Genomic DNA, 17,850 nt, shown 5'->3' with positions numbered 1-17,850 from the left:
GAAGGGAGATCGCAGTGTCCGACGGTCGTATGCACGACTTCACGAAGGTCAACTTCGGCCAGATGCAGGCCGCGCAGGAGGGCCTGCTCAGGGTCGTGACCGAGCTCGACAGGATCACTGACCAGCTCTACAAGGACATCCAGCGGGAACTGCAGGAGCAGTGGGTCGACGACGACGGCAAGGGCGCGAGGTCCTTCTTCGACCAGCACCGTGCCTACTGGGACGCCCAGGAGAAGGAGATGGGTAACCAGCTCCACCAGGCGGCCCAGGCTGTCGGCCTCGCCAACGAGAACTACCAGCGGGCGGAGAACTACAACCGCCGACTGTGGGAAGACCCCAACCACTAGGTCTTGCTCGCCGACTCGGCCATCGCCAGTCGGCGATGGCCGAACGCACGTCTGTCACGGGGCGAAATGACGCAAAAAGATGCAATGTACGGTCCGGATCCTCTGCCCATCATCACTGACTGGCCCGGGCTCGACGGCGACGTGACCGTGGAGTACTCGGTCAAGATGATGAGGTCGATCGCGAACGAGCTGAAGTCTTATACGTCCGGTTTCAACGGCCCTGGGTCGGCGGAGGGCTACACGACCGGGTCGACGAAGAGCCTCGCGGACCACTGTCAGCTGACCGAGGCGCAGGTAGGCACGTGGAACGACGCGAAGGCGTACTGCGACACCGTCGGTGCGAACAGTGCTGGGACGAAGTTTCTCCAGGTGTACACCGAGTGGGTCGAGATGTACGACAGGATCGTTCGGGCGATCGAGGCCAACGCCGACGAGTACGCCAGGAAGAGCGCGGACAACGAGGGTGGCCGTGAGGCCTGAGGAAGGTCATCGTGGGTGACAAGCGCAAGGTCGTCGTCATCTACTCCTTCGAGGCGCTGCCCCAGGGCGCGGAGGTCAAGGCCTCGAAGAAGGAAATCGAGCAGATGCTCGCCAACACCAAGCCGACTGAGATCGACGATGCGGGCTTCGCCTATCTGAATGTGGCGGGCACGATCGACCTGGCCGTCGGCGCCTTGGAGAAGCACGCCAGCAGGCTTGCCAAGGACTGGAAGGGCCCCACGGCCGCCAAAGTGCAGAAGGCCATGCAGATGATGCATGCCAGCGGCACCGAGCTGGCCTCGAAGATGAAGCTGATGGACGGCGCCCTCAGGCTCTACAGCGAGGAACTGCGCAAGGCCCTCGAGGAGGTCAAGGGGATCTCCGTCGATTTCGGCGACGACATCGAGAACAGCCCCGAGACCAAGGCGGCCGCGAAGAAGGCGAAGGCCTCCGCGGAGGACGCCCAGGCGCAGAAGGTGATGAAGAAGCTCAACGAGCGCATCGCCGAGCTGTTCCAGAACAACGTTCCGGGCGACGTGTCCTACGAGCTGCCCCCCGTCGGCATCCCCGGGGAAGGCAGCCCCAAGGGCAAGCCGGTGAACTACGACGCCATCTCGTCGGACAAGGACTCGTCCCGCGGCGGCTCGAACAACCCGACGCCCTATGAGAGGAGCACGCGCGACGGCGGTTCGTCGGGCGGGCACGGCACCACAGGGCATGGCTCGGGCTCCGACCGCGACAGCACGCCCTCGGGAGGCGACAAGAACCCCGACGGGCGCGGCTCCGACAGCACCGGATCGGACGGGCGCGGTTCGGACGGCACCGGCTCCGACCGGCCGGGTACGGACGGCCAGGACGGCAAGGGCCAGGACGGAACCGGCTCGGACCACACGCCCGCAGACGGTACGAACCAGAACACGGGCAACACCCAGGATCAGCAGAACGGGTCCGACAGAGGCCGCGACACGGGCAGCACCGTCCCCTCTGTGATCGGCAAGGACGATCCGCGGCAGACCGAGGTCGCGAACTTCTCGCCGCACCAGCCGACGACCACGCCGTTCACCACCACCTCCATCCCCACCACCACCATTCCGACCACGACCATCCCGGCGACGACCGGCCTCACGCCGGGCGTGCCGTCGGTGCTCGGCGCTCCCGGAGGGTTCGCGGCGGGCCCCATGGGCGGCGCGTCGGTCTCGGGGATGCCCGCGACCGCGGGCACGGGGATGCTCCCGCTCGGTGCGATGGGCGGAGCCGGAGCCGGCTCGGAGGAGGGCGTGGAACATGGGACGGACCTTTCGGAAGAACGAGACGTCTGGGCGTCACCGCACCAGGTGACCGACCCTCGTATCGGCTGATCAGGTTCCGCCGGCAGTAAAGAGGTTTGGGCACATGGGAGATCAGGGTTCGACGTTCTCGCTGGGCGACCTGCCCGGGGCGACGTCCGGTGTGAAGTTCAAGAAGGGCAAGCTCGAATCCAACAGCAAGACGCTCACGGGTGACTCCGAGAACGTCGGCGGGCTCGCGAAGAGAACGGACGGCATCGACCTGGGTCGCAGTTACGGCGTGTCGGGCCGCAACTGCGACACCGCCCATAGCCAGGCGCGGGCGCAGCACATCGAGACGCTGAAAGTGGCCCGCGAGGTGCTGGAGTCCTGGCGCGACGCGCTGAAGGTCGCCGACGACAAGTACACCAAGGCGGACGACGACTCCGGCTCCGGCATCGACAAGCTCGGTCTCGGCAAGAACACGCCGACGATTCCCGCCGGCCTCGGTAATCCCAATCTCGGCAACCCGAACCTCAACACCCCGGATCTCAAGGACCCGAACCTCAACAACCCGAACCTCAACACGCCGGATCTCAAGGACCCGAACCTCAACACCCCGGATCTCAAGGACCCGAACCTCAACAACCCGAACCTCAACGACCCCAGGCTCAACGACCCCAGGCTCAACGATCCCAATCTCAAGACTCCCGACCTGAAGCAGCCGGATCTCAATAACCCCAAGATCGACGATCCCAATCTCAAGACTCCCGACCTGAAGCAGCCGGACATGTCAGGGCTGGATCCGAACAAGACCAACCTGCCGGATCCCACGAAGACGGACCTCTCCTCCCTCAACCCGTCCGACCTGCAGACTCCGCAGATCCGCACTCCCGAGGGCGTCACGACGACGGACCCCGGCCGTACGACGGCCGGAGGGCCGGGCGCCGGCTACGGCGGCTCGGCCACCGGCGGCACGCCGCCCAACATGAAGCTGCCGAGCGGCCTGAACGGCACGAACGGGATGGGCGGCATGCCCTTCATGCCGATGTCGCCCATGGCCGGGGCCGGCGACAAGGAGAAGGAAGGCACCGGCTCCGACAAGCTGCGCGGGGACGAGGACGACTGGGGCGCCGGCGAGGACGCGACGCCGGCCGTTCTCCGGCACGAAGGCATCTGACATGGAATTCGGTTTCGGCGCAGGGAACACCTTCATCGTCGCGGGATCGATCTGCCTCGCCTGCGCAGCTATCATCAAGCGGCCGATAGCCGTCACCATCGCCATGTCCATCTTCGTGATAGCCGGAGATGCGGACAAGATGCGCGCATGCGGGCGTGAATGGAAGACCGAGAAAAGCGGCGGCCAGACCAAGGAACTGGACGAGCTCCGGCAGTCGGTCCTCGACCTGGCCAAGCGCCTGGAAGAGGACGCCCACTATGATGGAGAGCTTTACAAGACCCTCATCAAGCCGCTGATGGACCAGTTCGTCGAGGAGACGGGAAAGAGCGGCACCCACCGCGACGGGGTCGGGGATACGCTCTGCTCCAGCGCTGATCTTTACGACGACCTCCGTAATGGGGTACTCGCCGTGACCGGGGCGATGATTGGGTGGGCGGTCCTCATCGGAATCGGTAAGTTTAATCCTGGCACCTGGCTCGCCACCGAGGCCGCGGCCAACGAGGGGATGACCGGCCTGTGGAAAAAGTGGGGGCCGATCATCAGAAAGCTGGGGTTTGCCCTCATGACGGTCGCCGGGGTCTATCAGGGCGTCCAAATGCTGAGCATGAAGCAGCAGATGAAATTCCAGGACATGAAGGCAGTGCCCATGTTCAACAGCCTCGGGCTCGGCAACGACAAGAAGACCGGGGCGCTCATCAACAAGAGCATCGGCATGGACAAGGACGGCATGCCCGCCGGCATGCAGCTGCCGGGCGCGACGGCCGAGGCCTGACAGCGCCCGCTTTCCAGGGCCGGCCTCGTGCGCGCGGAGCCGGCCCCGTCTGCCACGTCCGCGCGGAGAGGCGCGTTCCACACGCAGCGCGCTGCCCGAGCCGCGCACGCAACGGTGTGCCGGCCCCCAAGCGCACGAGGGCCGGCCCGGACGACGATGATCAGGGCTTCGGGATCTTGAGCTTCTGGCCCACTCTGATCACGCTGGGGTCCGGGCCGATGACGTCGCGGTTGGCGTCGTAGATCTCCTGCCAGCGGGAGCCGTCGCCGTACACCTTCGCCGCGACGTCCCAGAGGGACCCCTCGTTCACCGACCACTGCGCCGGTGGCGGCGGCTGGTGGTAGGTCGGAGAGCCGGCCGGGACCGGCCTGTCCCACTCGGGCAGTTCGTACGACTCGGGGGCGTTCAGCGAGCGCCACACCCGGAAAGCGGCGGTCGGCGCGAGGCCCAGCAACTGCTTCTGCATGTCGGGGCTGAACCTCTTGAGCCACGCCGGCGTGCCGACCTTGCCGATGGCCCAGTTGCGGAGGGCGACGAAGCCGCCGAACGACATGCCGGACTCGCCGACCGCGGCGCCCGTCTTCGTCAGCGTCGCCGTGAACGAGGCCGCGGTGCCGCCCTGGAACAGGCCCTTGGTGCCCACGCCGGCGATCGGCATGAACGTCGCGACCAGGTTGGCGCCGGTGGTGATCCGGGCCGCCTGCGTGAACGTCAGCGGGCTGAGGTTGAAGATGCTCTCGCCCTGCAAGCCCTGCCCGAGCATCTGCGTCGCGATGACACCTCCGTAGACGTACGCCGAGCTCCTGGCGTACTTGGCGAACGTGGTGACCTTGGGGTCCGCGAGCTTGGAGATCGCCTCGTAGTTGAAGGGCCGCAGCGCCGCCTGCTTTATCACCGCGCCGATGGAGCCGAGCTTCCCGCCGAACCTCAGCCTGCCCACGAGCGGAACGGCCTTGAGCAGCTCGCCGAGCGTGTGGAAGAGGGCCCCGAGCCGCTTCAGCAGAGCGACCGTCGCCATGACGATCTTTGTGGCCCGAAGGTAGGCGATGAGGGCGGCCCAGTAGTTGGCGGCCATCCGCATGACGTAGAAGAGCCCGACCCAGATCAGCGAGGTCCTGACGAACTCGATGATGGCGATCTTCGTGAGGTTGGTCGAGTCCAGCACCGCTTCCAGCACCTTCACGACGCCCTCGCAGCTCTTCTGCAGCTTCTCACGGGTGCCGGGGGCGACCACCCTCTGCCAGGCGTGGCGGAACTCGTCTCCCGCCGAGCCGTGCCAGTCCTTCAGCACTGTGGAGACATGGGGGTTGATGGCGTCGTGCAGCTTGCCCAGGGCCGTGCCGAGGTCGCGGTGCGCGTTGGCCGCCGCTCTGAGGCGCAGTTCACTGTTGCCGTCGAACATGTGCGGGATCGCGCGCGCTATCGCCATGATCGTGTCCTTCAGCGGCTGAAGGTTGAGGACCTGCGACGGGTTGAAGTCCCAGCCCCAGCCGAGGGGGTTCCAGTCCCAGTCGAGCGGGTTGAGGCTGCCCTGGCTGCCCTGGCTCACCCGTTCTCCTTGATGGTGCTCCCCTGGTTCGCCGTCCGGTAGGTGCGCTCGGTGCCGCCGAGGGCCGCGCTGATGTACATGAAAGCGTCGCTGAGATCGCGCAGGTACGCCATCAGCGACGGGTAACGGCCGTCGGGCAGGTCGTCCACGTAGGCGTCCGCCAGCGCATTGGCTCCTGGGGCGGCACCGAAGTCGCGCTTGCTGAGCTCGGCGGGGGCGAAGATGCGCTGCATGTTGTTGATCTCGTCGAGCTGGTCCGCGCAGATCCGCATCGCCTTGCGTAGGTCATCTGACCACCAGGCGGCCTCTCCCTGAGCGCCATCCCCCATGTGCGCTTGCCCCCTCACCATAAATCTGATGAAAGTTGCAATGTATAACCGCGCCCTAAGTGGCGTCTAGCCCGTTTTGTGGCTGATGTGAGGTATGGGGTCATTGGTTGATCTTGACCGGTGTGCGTGCGGCGGCCGGATCGAATCGGGGCCCCGCGGGGATCATGTGCAGCAGGTGGGCCGGGAGCGGCGCCACGGCCGAGGCGTCGTATCCGAACGTCTCCAGCTGGGCCGCCGACTGGAGCTGGAACATGCGGCTCTGGTCGTTGATCAGGTAGTAGGTGTTGATGGCCGACACCTGGCCGTCGTTGGGCAGCAGCCCCGCGACCGCGGCCCCGCCCGGCGGCAGCAGAACCTGGTCGAAGTGGTCCGGGCTGCCGATCGTCCGCGGCACCGGGATGCCGATCCTGGCGCCGCTGGTGATCCTGGCCCTCGCCGAGCCCGACTGGGTGTCGGAGTAGACCGCGCACAGCGGGGCGCCGGCCGACGGCGTGGTCACCGCGGGCATCGTCTGCGGCAGTCCGCCGCCCATGAACTGCTGCTTGGACGGCTTCGCGTTGGCCGTCGCGGCGTCGATCGTGATCGGCTCGACCGGCCTCGAGCCGTACGCCTTCTTGCTGGCGGGATCGTTACGCAGGAGCGTCGCCTGCGTCAGCGAGATCGGCGCCAGGCCGTCCTCGGCGAGCACGTACCACCGGTCGGCGCTGCCGGCCATGCCGGGCACCCTGAAGATCTGGCCGACACGCGCGGCACGGCCGGTCGGCCCGCGAACCGCTTTGCCGCGGTTCGGGATGGCCCGGACGCGGAAGTCCGGTCCGACAGGAATGGCGGTGATCCAGGGGGCCGGCACCTTCCTGGGCGCGGTGGCGCCGAGCGCGTTGATGCCCTCGGGGCCGACCTTCATCCTCTGGTCGGCCCAGATCACCCAGCCCTGCTGCTGGTCGTCGACGACGACCATCGCGCCGTTCCCGACCGGCGTGCCGCCGACGTCGGTGCCGCCCACCAGGGTGACGAACGGCTTGCGGGTCCCGGACGTGTCGGTCGTCTCGCCCACGCAGGCCGACCACGGGCCCTTGACCAGCTTGTCCTTGGACGGCAGGGAGTCGGGGGCGCCGGGGATCCCCACCAGCGGCCCGCGGGCGTACTTGGCCAGGGAGGCCGCCGACACGTTCCGCACCTTGACGTCAGAGGTGTCGAGCAGCAGGCGCGCGGAGGCGTAGTTGGCCACCGGCATCATCTTGTTCTCCTGCTGGCTGAAGACGTACTTGGCCCCGGTCTCCTCCTCGACCAGCAACTGGCCGGGGTCGGTCAGCTTGGTCGAGTTGCCGGGTTTGAGCAGCCCCCAGATGCCGAAGCCCGCGGCCACGAGAACGGCCACGATCAGCCCGCAGAACACCGCCACGTTCTGGCGGCGCATGGGCGACTCGGGAACGTCAGGTTCGGCCTGGAGCAGAGCCATGCCAAGACGCTGCGTCATCAGGCGGTGCGCCTGGTAGAGGTCCTTCCGAGTCTGCATCCCACTCCATTTCGATCAGGCTCCCCGGAGTATGGTACGCATGAGCCTGTTGAGGGATATGTCAACTTCTGTACTGCATCGTGGTAAGCCGAGTAGGCTTGCGATCAAGCACGCGGGGAGGCGCCATGGCCACCAAGGACCACCAGCATTGCGAGCAGAAGTGGCCGGGACTGGATCCGTCCAGGGACGATGTCAAGTACCCGGACAATCCCAAGGACCGGTTCGACCAGCTCGCCAAGCGGCTTGAGGAAGAGCTGGCCGACCTCACCGGGCAGAAGAAGGGCTCCCTGATGGACCTGCGGCTCCACGGGGATCTCAGCGCCCTCGACTACCTCTTCCGGGACATGGACCGCTGGGACGGCGGTCACGTCTTCTCCGGCACCCTGCAGCGGGGCCTCGATGAGCTCACGACGATCTACGAGCAGGCCAACGAGAAGCTCCGTATCGCCGCCGGGCTGGTACGCGGCGGCGGAGGCACCCTTGACGCTACCGACATCGCCAACCTCGGCAAGGACTTGTAGACCGCACCATGGGCGACACGAAGAAGACGCATTGGATCAAGCCGCAGTGTGACAAGTTCGACCTCGACGACGACGGCAGGAGCGTCGCCGAGATCAAGGACTTCATCATGTCGCTCGATCCCAAGGGCGCGGATACCGCTGCCAGCGCTTACCAGGACGCCGCCACCAGGCTGGCCACGACCCTCGACGCCATCGACGAGGTCAGCGGGGAGCTGGCCAAGATCTGGGAGGGCGACTCCTCCGTCAAGGCGCAGAAGGCCCTCAAGCTCCTCCACGAGACCGTCCGCAACCTGTCGGACGGGCTTCAGCGCATGGGCAAGCCCCTGAACCAGCTGGCCGACAAGATCCGCGAGCACCAGGACTTCGTGGAGAACACGATGTTCGCTTGGAGCGACCAACCGACCAACGTGTTCGGCAAGCCGATCACCTGGGACGACTCCGCCTGGGGCGCCTACAAGACGATCGACAAGGGATGGGAGACGGGGTCGCAGGATGAGCTGGCGGGCCAGCACCTGCGGGCCCTGACCAACGACCTCTATCACATCTACGTGCAGTTCCCCGACTCCGTCCAAAAGAACCTGCCGGACATCAAGGACCCCTCCCCGCCGGACCCGAAGGACACGAAGGACAACTTCGACCCCCGTGATCTGCTGAAGCAGCATCCGTACAACCCCGGCGGCAACGGCGACCTCGACCTGAACGGCCCAGACTCCCCGGACGGCGGCGGCCTTGACCGGCCCGAGTTCCCGGGCGGCGACACCGGCCTGGACGGCACCGGTGGAGACGGCACCGGCCGCGATGGCACAGGCGCGGACGGAACCGGCCAGAACGGCACGGGCACGGGCGGCGTCGGAAACGGCGCGGGCATCGACGGTTCGCGCGTCGGCGATCGAACGGGGGCCGACACCTCCACCGCGAGCGCACCCAACATCCCCGACCCGTCCCGGACCGGCGTGGGCGACTCGCCGAACGGCAACGACTCTCGCTCGACCAACCTGTCCGACTTCAACACGCCGACGCACGACGGCTCGCCGTCCCCCACCGCGTCGCCGACCTCACACTCATCCACCAATGGGACGTCCAACGGGACGTCGTCAGGCGGAACCACCGGCGTGAGCGGGGCCGTCGCCGCACCGGCGCAAGGCGCCTCGACCGTCCGGACAGGCAACGCCGCGGGGGGCATGGGCGTCCCCGTCGTGCCGCACGGCGGCGGCCACGGGGGCAACGAGGAGCGCACCAGCGAGATGTTCTCCTGGCTGAAGGAAGAGGACGACGTCTGGACCGGCCCGCTGGACGGCGTGGTCAACGGCCACATCGGCTGACCACACGCCCCCGGCTCACCCACACCTGACCACCCTCACCCCCACGCCAGGCCACCGCCACCCGACTCGCCCTGACCCGTCCCGACCCAACGCCAGGCCACCACTACCGGCCCACCCCCGCGCCAGGCCACCGCCGCCCGACTCGCTCGCCCTGACCCGCTTACCACCCGACGCGCGCCAGGACGTGGCGGCTCCTGGCCTGGGTGGCCGTACGCGCCTGGCCCAGGAAGCGGCGACGACTACCCTCCCGTCTCCCCAAGCCGGGCAGGTGGGACAACCGGGTCCGGGAGGGCGGTCTGCAGGGGGGTCATGGTGCCTGTCGTGATGAGCAGGCCGCGCCCCGGCGGGCCGCCGACCGAGCCGCGCGGCAGTCGTACGGTGAAGAGGTCGCCGTCGGCGGGGCTCTGCACGGACAGGAGCAACCCCGTGCGCGACTTGCGCGCCTCAGCCACGAACCCCCGGTAGGCCGTAGCCAGATCACCGGTGGCCCCCGCGATGATCAGCCCGTGCTCGCCGTCCCTTCCTGACCGGAGCACCTCCTCCAACGCCTGCCCGAGCGGCGTGTCGGGGTTGATGAGCTCGGCGTCGTCCACGAGCACCACGTAACGGTCCTGTCCGGCGACGAGCTCCGACAGCCCGGTGTCGTTGCCGTCGAGCACGGCGAGCGCGCCCTCCAGGTGCCGCAACGGGCTGCGTCTGGGGGCCACGGCGACGACCGGTGTCCCTTGGGAGATCAGTGACATCGCGGCGGTGAGCAGCGCCGACGACCGCCCCGATCTCGCCGGACCGGCGATCACCGCGCCCGGCCCCTGCGCGAGCAGGTCGAACCCCATCGGCGTCAGCGCGTCACCGCCCGCGCCGACCAGCGCCCAGAGCGGCGAGGGCGGAACGAATCCGGGCTTCAGGGCGAGGGCCTGGGGGGCGGTGATGCGCGTGGGGAGGGCGTCGACCCTGAGCGGCGGGGTGCCTTGCCAGCGCCAGGTGATCGGGGCGACGCCTCCGGACGATCTGTGGCCCGTAGCGCCGCCCGCCGCGCGGGCCAGGGACTGGAGTGCGGCCACCTGAGCCGGGCCGGAGGGGTCGTCGGCGAGGAGGGCGATCTGGCTCTCGACGATGCCGTGCTCGCCCATCGAGAGGGCGCGCCCGGGCGGCATGAACGACGGCAGCTCCTTGAGCGGGAAGTTGGCCAGGCCGTAGTCGGACGAGTCGGCCAGGCGGAGGATCAGACGGTCGTCGAAGACGGTCGACACCTGCCCCAGCAGGCAGGACCGGTCGCCGGTGACCACCGCGCGCAGCCCCACCGCCGGGCCCTCGCGCAGGAGTTGCAGGAGGGCCTCGGTGAGACGGCCGTAGTCGTAGCCTTCGAAGGCCGCGACGTAGCCCTCCCAGCGGTCGAGCATCAGCACCAGCCAGGGGAGGCGGTTGCCGGCCTGCCGGTACTCGGTCAGCGAGGCGTGCCCGGCCTCCGCGAGGAGCTGCTGCCTGCGGCCCACCTCGGCGCGCAGACGGGCCAGCAGTCGCTCGACGCGGTCGAGCTGGTCGCGGGTGACGACCGCGCCGCAATGGGGCAGCGCCATCAGCGGAAGCAGCGCGCCGGAGCCGCAGTCGATCGCGTGGACGTGCACGTCGGCAGGGGAGGCGTGCGCCGCGATGGCGCCCGCGATCGTCCGCAGCGCGGTGGACCTGCCGCTGCGGGCCGCCCCCGCGATGAGCAGGTGGCCGCCGCGGGGCAGGTCGAGCATGAGCGGCGCGCGATCCTGCGCCCACGGCCGATCCATCACCCCGAACGCCAACGGCGCCACCTCCCCGAACGCCTCAGCACCGCGCGAGCCGTTCGACGTGGGTAGGTGGCCGGCCTGGCCTCGCAGGCGCGCCGGGTCGGCGCCTGAGTGGGACCGGGCGGCGAACCCGCCAGCGTGGTCGAACTCCGTGGAATCGGCCGTGCGGGGATGGATGGTGGCTCCGGCTGCGTGATGGAGATCCGTGGGATGGGTGGCGCGCGGCTGGGCGGCGAGCTCGCCTGCGTGGTGGAGGTCTGTCGGGTTGACGGCGTAGGGGCTGGACGCGCCGGCGCGGGCCGGGTGGGCTGCCGCCGGGGGCGGAGGGAGCGGAAGGACGAGCTGGGTGGGCAGGGGGTCGAGCCAGGGGCTCGGCTGCTCGGGGACTCCGGCCAGGTCGGCGGCCTCGATGAGGGCGTCGGCGAGGATGGTGAGGTCGGTGACGGTCGACTCTTCCGAGGGTTGCGGAGGCGCGGGGAGTGACCGTCCGAGTGACCGCCAGTCGACGTCGACCACCCGTACGCGCCCGGCCGCCCCCGCGGCGCCGCCCCCGGAGAGCTCCCCGGCCCGGGACGGGCTGCCGCCGAGCGAGGTGGACACCGGGGCGCGGCCCCCCACCCGGGCCGTCTGGACGGCGGTGGCCGCGCCCACACCGGACCTGACGTAGCACCGCCCGGGCGTGGACTTGGCGATGTGCGCCGCGTCCGGCAGGTCGATGACGTCCGTCGACTCGTTGGTCTCGGTGACCCTGAGCGCGATGCGGAGCGAGGTGTTGGCCTGGATGTCGGCCGTCACCACTCCGGCGGGACGCTGGGTGGCCAGGATGAGGTGGATGCCCAGCGAACGGCCCCTGCGGGCGATGTCGACGAGGCCGGTGACGAAGTCGGGGAGCTCAGCCACCAGCGCCGCGAACTCGTCGATGATCAACACCAGGCGCGGTAACGGGCCGCCGGTGTAGTCGTCGATGTCCTTGGCTCCGGCGGCGAGCAGCAGCCGCTCCCGCCGCCGGATCTCCGCCGCCAGCGAGTCGAGGGCCCGCTGGGTGAGGTGGCCGTCGAGGTCGGTGACCATGCCGACCGTGTGCGGCAACCGGACGCACTCCTTGAACGCGGCGCCGCCCTTGTAGTCGATCAGCACGAAGGTGAGCTGGTCGGGACGGTTGGCGACGGCCAGCGTGGAGATCAGCGTCTGCAGCAGCTCGGACTTGCCCGCCCCCGTCGTGCCCGCGATCAGCCCGTGGGGGCCGTCGAGCCGGAGATCGACCGAGAACGGGCCGTCGGGGCCGACCCCGATCACCGCTTCCGTGGACCCGCGGGCGCGCCACCGGGAGGCCAGCTCGCGGCCGGACGCGGCGCGCAGCCCGAGCAGGTCGAGCAGCCGCACCGCGTCGGGCAGGTTGCCGGACGGGTCATCTCTGCTCACGTCGCGGATCGGGGCGAGCGCCCTGGCCAGCCGGTCGCACCAGGACGGTGACACCAGGTCGGCCAGGACCGGCCCGATGACGTCGAGGCCGCCGCCGCGCAGCCGTACCTGGCCGTCGTCGCCGCAGTCGGCGACCGTGGCGCACTCTTCGGGCAGCAGCCGCTGGTCGTCGTCGAGCGCCAGCGTGAAGACGCCCGCGTGCGGCCCCTTGCGCAGCACCTGCGGCATGCCGGGCAGGCCGCGCAGGGCCTGCGCGCCGTCGATGACGACGAGCACGTCGTAGGGCCGGACGTCGTAGCGGGAGAAGGCGGGAGGCTCGGCACCGCCCAGATCGTCCCAGCCTTTGGGGATCTTGCCGAGTTCCGGGATGGCGGTCTTCTGCCGCTCGTCGATCAGCGCGGCCAGCTCGCTCACCCTGCGGGCGGCGGTCTCCGGACCGGTGCCGACCAGCGTCACGCAGTCTTCCCCGGCCCGCGGCGCGCAGTGCGGCAGCCAGCGCACCCAGCCCCAGCGGCGCTCGGCGTCGGCGCGCGTGGACAGCACCACGATCGCCAGGTCACGCGGGCTGTGCAGGGTCGCCGCCTGGCCGATCAGCCAGCCCGCCAGCCCCGTGGCGACGTCGCGAGGGCCGGTGACGCCCGCGACGCCGAGCCTGCGCATGGCCAGCGCCACCGGCACGGCACGGCAGACCGGAGGGGGGAGCGGGCCGCCGCGCTCCTCGGTCAGCTCCAGGTTGGCGGGCAGGTCGGCCAACCCCACCCGGAGCCTGAGCGAGTCGGGGTCGTGGATCCGGCGCTCCCACAGCCGCCTGCGCGGCCCCGTGGCGGTGAGCAGCACCTGGGCCGGATCGGGGGCGTCGGACCGGCGAAGCAGCTCGTCTTCGGCCCTGGCCCGCTCGACGGCCTCCTCGTACGCCTCCAGCCGCCGCCTGTACTCCTTGAGCGCCTGCCGGTGCTTCTTCTTGCCGTGGCGGCGGTCGCTCAGCCACTGGCCGATCATGATGACCGGGGTCATCAGGGCCATGAGCAGGAAGTACCACTGGTGCATGACGTAGGCCAGCGTCAGGCCGAGCACCGCGGGGAGGAACGCGGCCAGCAGTTGCAGCCGCATCCCCTCGCCCCGCTGCGGCTCCTGCGGCTTCTCGAACGCGCGCTCAGGCTCGAGACGGCGCAGCCTGGGCGGCCGGTTGTAGGAGACGCCGCCCTCCTGCCCGGGCGCGAGGTGCGCGTCGCGCGGCTCGATCGCCGTGAGCGTGAACACGGACGATCCGCAGGTCAGCAGCGCGTGCTCGGGCCAGTCGCGGGGCTCGGTGACCGGCTGCCCTGCCAGCTCCGGCCCCTGGTAGGACGCGCCCGCGCGCGCAGCCGCCTCCCGCTCGGCGACCTGGGCCGTCAGCTCGGCGACCTCGTCGGCCCACCGCCCCTTGAGCTTGAGCCGCGGGGCCTGGCCCGGCGCCGCCCGGCGGGCCGGCTCGACGGTGATCGAGTCGGGGGTCACGCGCAGGGTGGCGGACTCGGGGGCCATCAGCGGGTCGGCCACGGAGATCGCGCACATCGGGTCGGCCCCGACGACGTGCACGCCCAGCCCGAGCCTGTGCACCGTGCCCGCGGCCGGGCCGCCGACGACCCGCACCTCGGCCACTCCGCCGGGCTCCTCGATCACCGTGGCCCTGGCGAGACGGGAGTCGAGGGTGACCTTGTCGCCGTCGCGCAGCACCGCCCCGGCCAGGGCGCGCGGGTCGAGGGCGCGGCCGTTGCGCCAGAGACCTGGAACCTCGGCCCCGCGCTGCCGCGGCACGCGCGCCTCGGCCGCCTCCGGCACGCGCCCGAGGCGCGCGGAAGGCGACGCCGGGGGCGAGATGCCGTAGGGAGCTCTGGCTCTGGGCAGCCGGACCACCTCGGCGAGCTGTTCCTGGTCGCCGAGCGCCGAGGTGACCGCGGCGACCGTGGCGCCCTCGTCGCCGTCGACCACGACGTCGCGATCGCCTTGCTCGCCGAGCACGGTGAGCATGATTCGCATGTGCCGCTCCTCGGTGGGGCCTCGCGCGACCAAAGTAATGCCAGAAGCGAGACTAGGCGCGCCGCTTGACGGCAATGGCCGAGAAAGCCACGCCTGTGGATAACGCTGCCATCACACCCGTGCCGAAGGTCGGGATTCCGGCGGATTCGTGGCGATTGATGCGACGCGTCTTCGGAAGGAGCGGGCGCTTCGCATAGGCGCACGGGTGATAAGGACGTGCTTTGTGGGGATTATGGCGGACGCCGGAATCCGGTGCCCGCGGTGTGATCACCCCGGCGAGGGCGGTCGAGGAGGGAGTCAGAAGCGTTCAGCCCGGCGGGGTGGTCGGGGAGGGGTGTCAGAAGCGTTCAGCCCGGCGCGGGGCCCGGACGTCCGAAGACGCCAGGGCGTGCTCCCCTCGCGACCTGGCCATGCCCCGCATGGTCGCACCCATTGACCGGATTTCAGACGGCCAAATCCACCAATCTGAGTGAACAGTGTGTCACATGTGAGCCCGGTGGCATATATCCCGAAGAATCAGCAGTCGTCAACTTGATAGAAACAATAGGCATTGATTATTTCGAGTTGACATCCGCTCACCTGCGAAACGAGCATGGGTCCTCGCATTCGACCCCCAACCAGGCAGCCGGATGCACATAATGGCGTGAATTCCACAATTCACAATGGGAGCCCCCCACCCATGAGGACCAGCGAAAAGCCCGTCGCCAACGGGTTGTCCGGCCCGGCCTCCCGCAAGCTTCCCGTCCCTCCCCGCGAGCGGAAGCCTGCTCTGGCCGCTCTCGCCGTACTCCTCATCCTCGGCGGCGCACTCGCCACGACGCTGCTCGTGCTGCGCAGCGGCGACCGGATCTCCGCGATCAGGGTCACCCAGCAGGTCGGCGCCGGCCAGCCGTTCACGGCCCAGTCCATCGAGGAGGTGCAGATCGCCGACACCGGGATCAACTACGTGAGCTGGTCGCAACGGGCGAACGTCCTCAGGAGCTTCGCCGCGGTCACCGTGCTGCCGGGCACGCTGCTCACCAACGAGATGGGCGCCAGGGCCAGCCAGGAGCTCGGCCCCGGCAAGGCCAAGATCGGGCTGGCGCTCAAACCGGGGCAGGCCCCGGCGGGGCTGAAGGAGGGCGACCGGGTCCAGGTCATCCACGTCCCGGGGCGGAGCAGTCAGGAGAAGAGCGAGGTGCTCGCGGAGAGCGCGCTCGTCTTCGACGTCGGCGAGCCCGGCCGGACGGGCGGCAGCGGCGTGATCACCGTGATCGTCGACTCGACGGTGTCGCCGGAGATCGCCGGGTTCGCCTCCAGCGGTGAGATCGCGGTGGCCGAGCTGCCGGGAGCGCGCTGACGTGGCGCTGATCGTGCTGGCGGCCGACAAGGGCGCACCGGGGGTGACCACGGCCGCGACCGCGCTGGCGGCGGTGTGGCCGAGGCCGGTGCTGCTCGCCGAGTGCGACCCCGCGGGCGGCGACCTCGCCTACCGCCTGCCCGCCGCCGACGGCGGCGTGCTGAACCCGGGCAGGGGCCTGCTCACGCTGGGCGCGACGGCCCGGCGCGGGCTGGAGCCCGCGCAGATCCACCCGCACACGCAGAAGATCGTCGGCGGCCTGGACGTGCTGGCCGGGCTGACCCACGGTGAGCAGGCGGCCGGGCTGACCTGGCTGTGGGGCCCGCTGGGCAGGTCGCTGGCGGCGATCCCCGGCGCGGACGTGATCGCCGACTGTGGCAGGCTCGGCGGCCACCCCCAGCTCGGCGACCTGATGGCGGAGGCCGAGCAGGTCGTCCTGCTCACCAGGCCCACCCTCGACCACGTCGCCCACCTGCGCGAACGCCTGGCGATCACCAAGGCGCACGGGGTCGTGGTGATCGCCGACTCGCGCACCTACCGGTCCTCGATCGACGACGTCCGCAGGATCGTCGGCGGCACCGTCGACTGGGTGCACGGCCTCGCGCACGATCCGAAGGGCGCCGAACTGCTGCGCGGCCAGTGGGGCGGGCGTCTCGACCGTTCTCTCCTGATCCGTACGGCACGCGACCTCGCGGGACGGCTGGTGAGCAACCGATGATCGACCACACCCTCGTCAAGCGCTTCCGCCAGGAGGTCGGCGACCGCCTGGCCCACCAGCGCAGGCTTGACCAGGCCAACGGCGTCCCCGCGATGACCGGCGAGGACGAGCGCCAGTTCGCCAGAGCGCTGATCTCGCAGGTGCTGGAGGAGCACGCGCGCAGTGAGATCGGCCTCGGCCGCACCCCTCCCACGGTGGAAGAGGAGGAGGGGCTGGCAGCGGGCATCCACGCCGCGCTGTTCGGCGTCGGACGCCTCCAGCCGCTGCTCGACGACACCGAGGTCGAGAACATCGACATCAACGGCTGCGACCGGGTCTTCGTGAGCTACGCCGACGGCCAGGAGGTGTCGCACGAACCGGTGGCGGAGTCCGACGACGAGCTGATCGAGCTGATTCAGATCCTGGCCGCGTACTCGGGCCTGTCGAGCAGGCCGTTCGACACCGCCAACCCCCAGCTGGACCTGCGCCTGCCCGACGGCTCGCGGCTGAGCGCGGTCATGGACGTCACGGTCAGGCCGGCCGTGTCGATCCGCCGCGCCCGCCTCGGCAAAGTCTTCATGTCAGATCTTGTCGGCAACAACACGATAAGTGCGGAAATTGGCAGGTTTCTGAGTGCGGTGGTCGGCGCCCGCAAGAACATCATGATCGCCGGGTCCACCAACGCGGGCAAGACGACCCTGCTCAGAGCCCTCGCCAACGAGATCCCGGCCGGCGAGCGCCTGATCACCGTCGAACGCGCCCTCGAACTCGGCCTCGACCAGTTCCCCGAGCTGCACCCCAACGTCGTCGCCTTCGAGCAGCGGCTGCCGAACTCCGAGGGCCAGGGCGAGATCAGCATGGCCGAGCTGGTCAGGAGATCCCTCCGGATGAACCCGAGCCGCGTCATCGTCGGCGAGGTCCTCGGCGACGAGATCGTCACCATGCTGAACGCGATGACCCAGGGCAACGACGGCTCGCTGTCGACCATCCACGCGAACTCCAGCATGGAGGTCTTCAACCGCATCGCCACCTACGCCCTGCAGGCCGCCGAGCGCCTCCCGATCGACGCCACCCACATGCTCATCGCGGGCGCGATCGACTTCGTCGTCTTCATCGAGAAGCGCAACGACTACGGTCGCGGCGGCACCCTGCGCCGGTACGTCTCCAGCATCCGCGAGGTCAACGGCTGTGACGGCCGGGTCCTGTCGAGCGAGGTGTTCGTGCCGGGCCCCGACGGCGCCGCCGTCCCGCACGCGCCGATCTCCTGCATGGACGAGCTCGCCGCGCACGGCTACCTGCCAGGAGGCTGGTGAG

The 17,850-nt window shown here is 69.7% G+C and carries 14 protein-coding genes; 10 read left to right on the top strand and 4 right to left on the bottom strand.

What is annotated here, in order from left to right; genetic code table 11:
- The first annotated feature begins 14 nt into the window (after positions 1–14).
- From ABT294_RS05165 to ABT294_RS05145, 5 genes are all read left to right on the top strand, one after another.
- Positions 15–347 carry a WXG100 family type VII secretion target gene (locus ABT294_RS05165; protein ID WP_350803659.1) on the top strand — a complete coding sequence of 111 codons (333 nt, stop codon included), beginning with the start codon at positions 15–17 and terminating at the stop codon, positions 345–347.
- 66 nt (positions 348–413) lie between these two features.
- On the top strand, positions 414–827 hold the full coding sequence (locus ABT294_RS05160) for a hypothetical protein (protein ID WP_350803658.1): 414 nt from the start codon (positions 414–416) through the stop codon (positions 825–827).
- A gap of 11 nt (positions 828–838) precedes the next feature.
- Positions 839–2,185 carry a WXG100 family type VII secretion target gene (locus ABT294_RS05155; protein WP_350803657.1) on the top strand — a complete coding sequence of 449 codons (1,347 nt, stop codon included), beginning with the start codon at positions 839–841 and terminating at the stop codon, positions 2,183–2,185.
- Positions 2,186–2,219: 34 nt separating this feature from the next.
- Positions 2,220–3,272, top strand: coding sequence for a hypothetical protein (locus ABT294_RS05150; RefSeq protein ID WP_350803656.1), 1,053 nt, complete (start codon positions 2,220–2,222; stop codon positions 3,270–3,272).
- A gap of 1 nt (position 3,273) precedes the next feature.
- On the top strand, positions 3,274–4,044 hold the full coding sequence (locus tag ABT294_RS05145) for a hypothetical protein (RefSeq protein WP_350803655.1): 771 nt from the start codon (positions 3,274–3,276) through the stop codon (positions 4,042–4,044).
- 160 nt (positions 4,045–4,204) lie between these two features.
- On the opposite strand, the gene ABT294_RS05140 is transcribed toward ABT294_RS05145, so the two are convergent.
- The 3 genes from ABT294_RS05140 to eccB form a co-directional block, all read right to left on the bottom strand.
- Positions 4,205–5,593 (bottom strand): LysM peptidoglycan-binding domain-containing protein, encoded by a 1,389-nt coding sequence (locus ABT294_RS05140; protein WP_350803654.1) that lies wholly within the window; start codon positions 5,591–5,593, stop codon positions 4,205–4,207.
- Entirely contained in the window at positions 5,590–5,922 is a 333-nt protein-coding gene (locus tag ABT294_RS05135) for a hypothetical protein (RefSeq protein WP_350803652.1), read from the bottom strand. The genes ABT294_RS05140 and ABT294_RS05135 overlap by 4 nt, the downstream gene beginning before the upstream one ends.
- Before the next feature lie 100 nt (positions 5,923–6,022).
- Positions 6,023–7,438: a type VII secretion protein EccB gene (gene eccB, locus ABT294_RS05130; RefSeq protein ID WP_350803650.1), complete on the bottom strand. Its 1,416-nt coding sequence runs from the start codon at positions 7,436–7,438 to the stop codon at positions 6,023–6,025.
- 125 nt (positions 7,439–7,563) lie between these two features.
- On the opposite strand from eccB, the gene ABT294_RS05125 reads away from it, so the two are divergent.
- Positions 7,564–7,959 carry a hypothetical protein gene (locus tag ABT294_RS05125; protein ID WP_350803649.1) on the top strand — a complete coding sequence of 132 codons (396 nt, stop codon included), beginning with the start codon at positions 7,564–7,566 and terminating at the stop codon, positions 7,957–7,959.
- Positions 7,960–7,967: 8 nt separating this feature from the next.
- Complete coding sequence (locus ABT294_RS05120) at positions 7,968–9,281, top strand: WXG100 family type VII secretion target (protein WP_350803648.1); 1,314 nt, start codon at positions 7,968–7,970, stop codon at positions 9,279–9,281.
- A gap of 239 nt (positions 9,282–9,520) precedes the next feature.
- Here the strand turns inward: ABT294_RS05120 and ABT294_RS05115 are convergent, their stop codons facing one another.
- Positions 9,521–14,500: an FtsK/SpoIIIE domain-containing protein gene (locus ABT294_RS05115; RefSeq protein ID WP_350803647.1), complete on the bottom strand. Its 4,980-nt coding sequence runs from the start codon at positions 14,498–14,500 to the stop codon at positions 9,521–9,523.
- Positions 14,501–15,179: 679 nt separating this feature from the next.
- Between ABT294_RS05115 and ABT294_RS05110 the strand changes: the two genes are divergently transcribed.
- The 3 genes from ABT294_RS05110 to ABT294_RS05100 are packed head-to-tail and all read left to right on the top strand — an operon-like array spanning position 15,180 to position 17,849.
- A complete protein-coding gene (locus tag ABT294_RS05110) occupies positions 15,180–15,839 on the top strand; it encodes a hypothetical protein (RefSeq protein ID WP_350803645.1) in 660 nt (219 codons plus the stop codon).
- 1 nt (position 15,840) lies between these two features.
- Positions 15,841–16,557: a CpaE/TadZ family protein gene (locus ABT294_RS05105; protein ID WP_350803643.1), complete on the top strand. Its 717-nt coding sequence runs from the start codon at positions 15,841–15,843 to the stop codon at positions 16,555–16,557.
- Complete coding sequence (locus ABT294_RS05100) at positions 16,554–17,849, top strand: TadA family conjugal transfer-associated ATPase (protein WP_350803642.1); 1,296 nt, start codon at positions 16,554–16,556, stop codon at positions 17,847–17,849. Before ABT294_RS05105 ends, ABT294_RS05100 begins: the two co-directional genes overlap by 4 nt.
- Position 17,850: the final 1 nt, after the last annotated feature.

Origin of the sequence: Nonomuraea sp. NPDC000554 (assembly GCF_040300065.1) — a bacterium.
GTDB lineage: Bacteria > Actinomycetota > Actinomycetes > Streptosporangiales > Streptosporangiaceae > Nonomuraea.
Note: the sequence above shows the minus strand (reverse complement) of the source record. Positions and strands in the feature narration are given on the sequence as shown.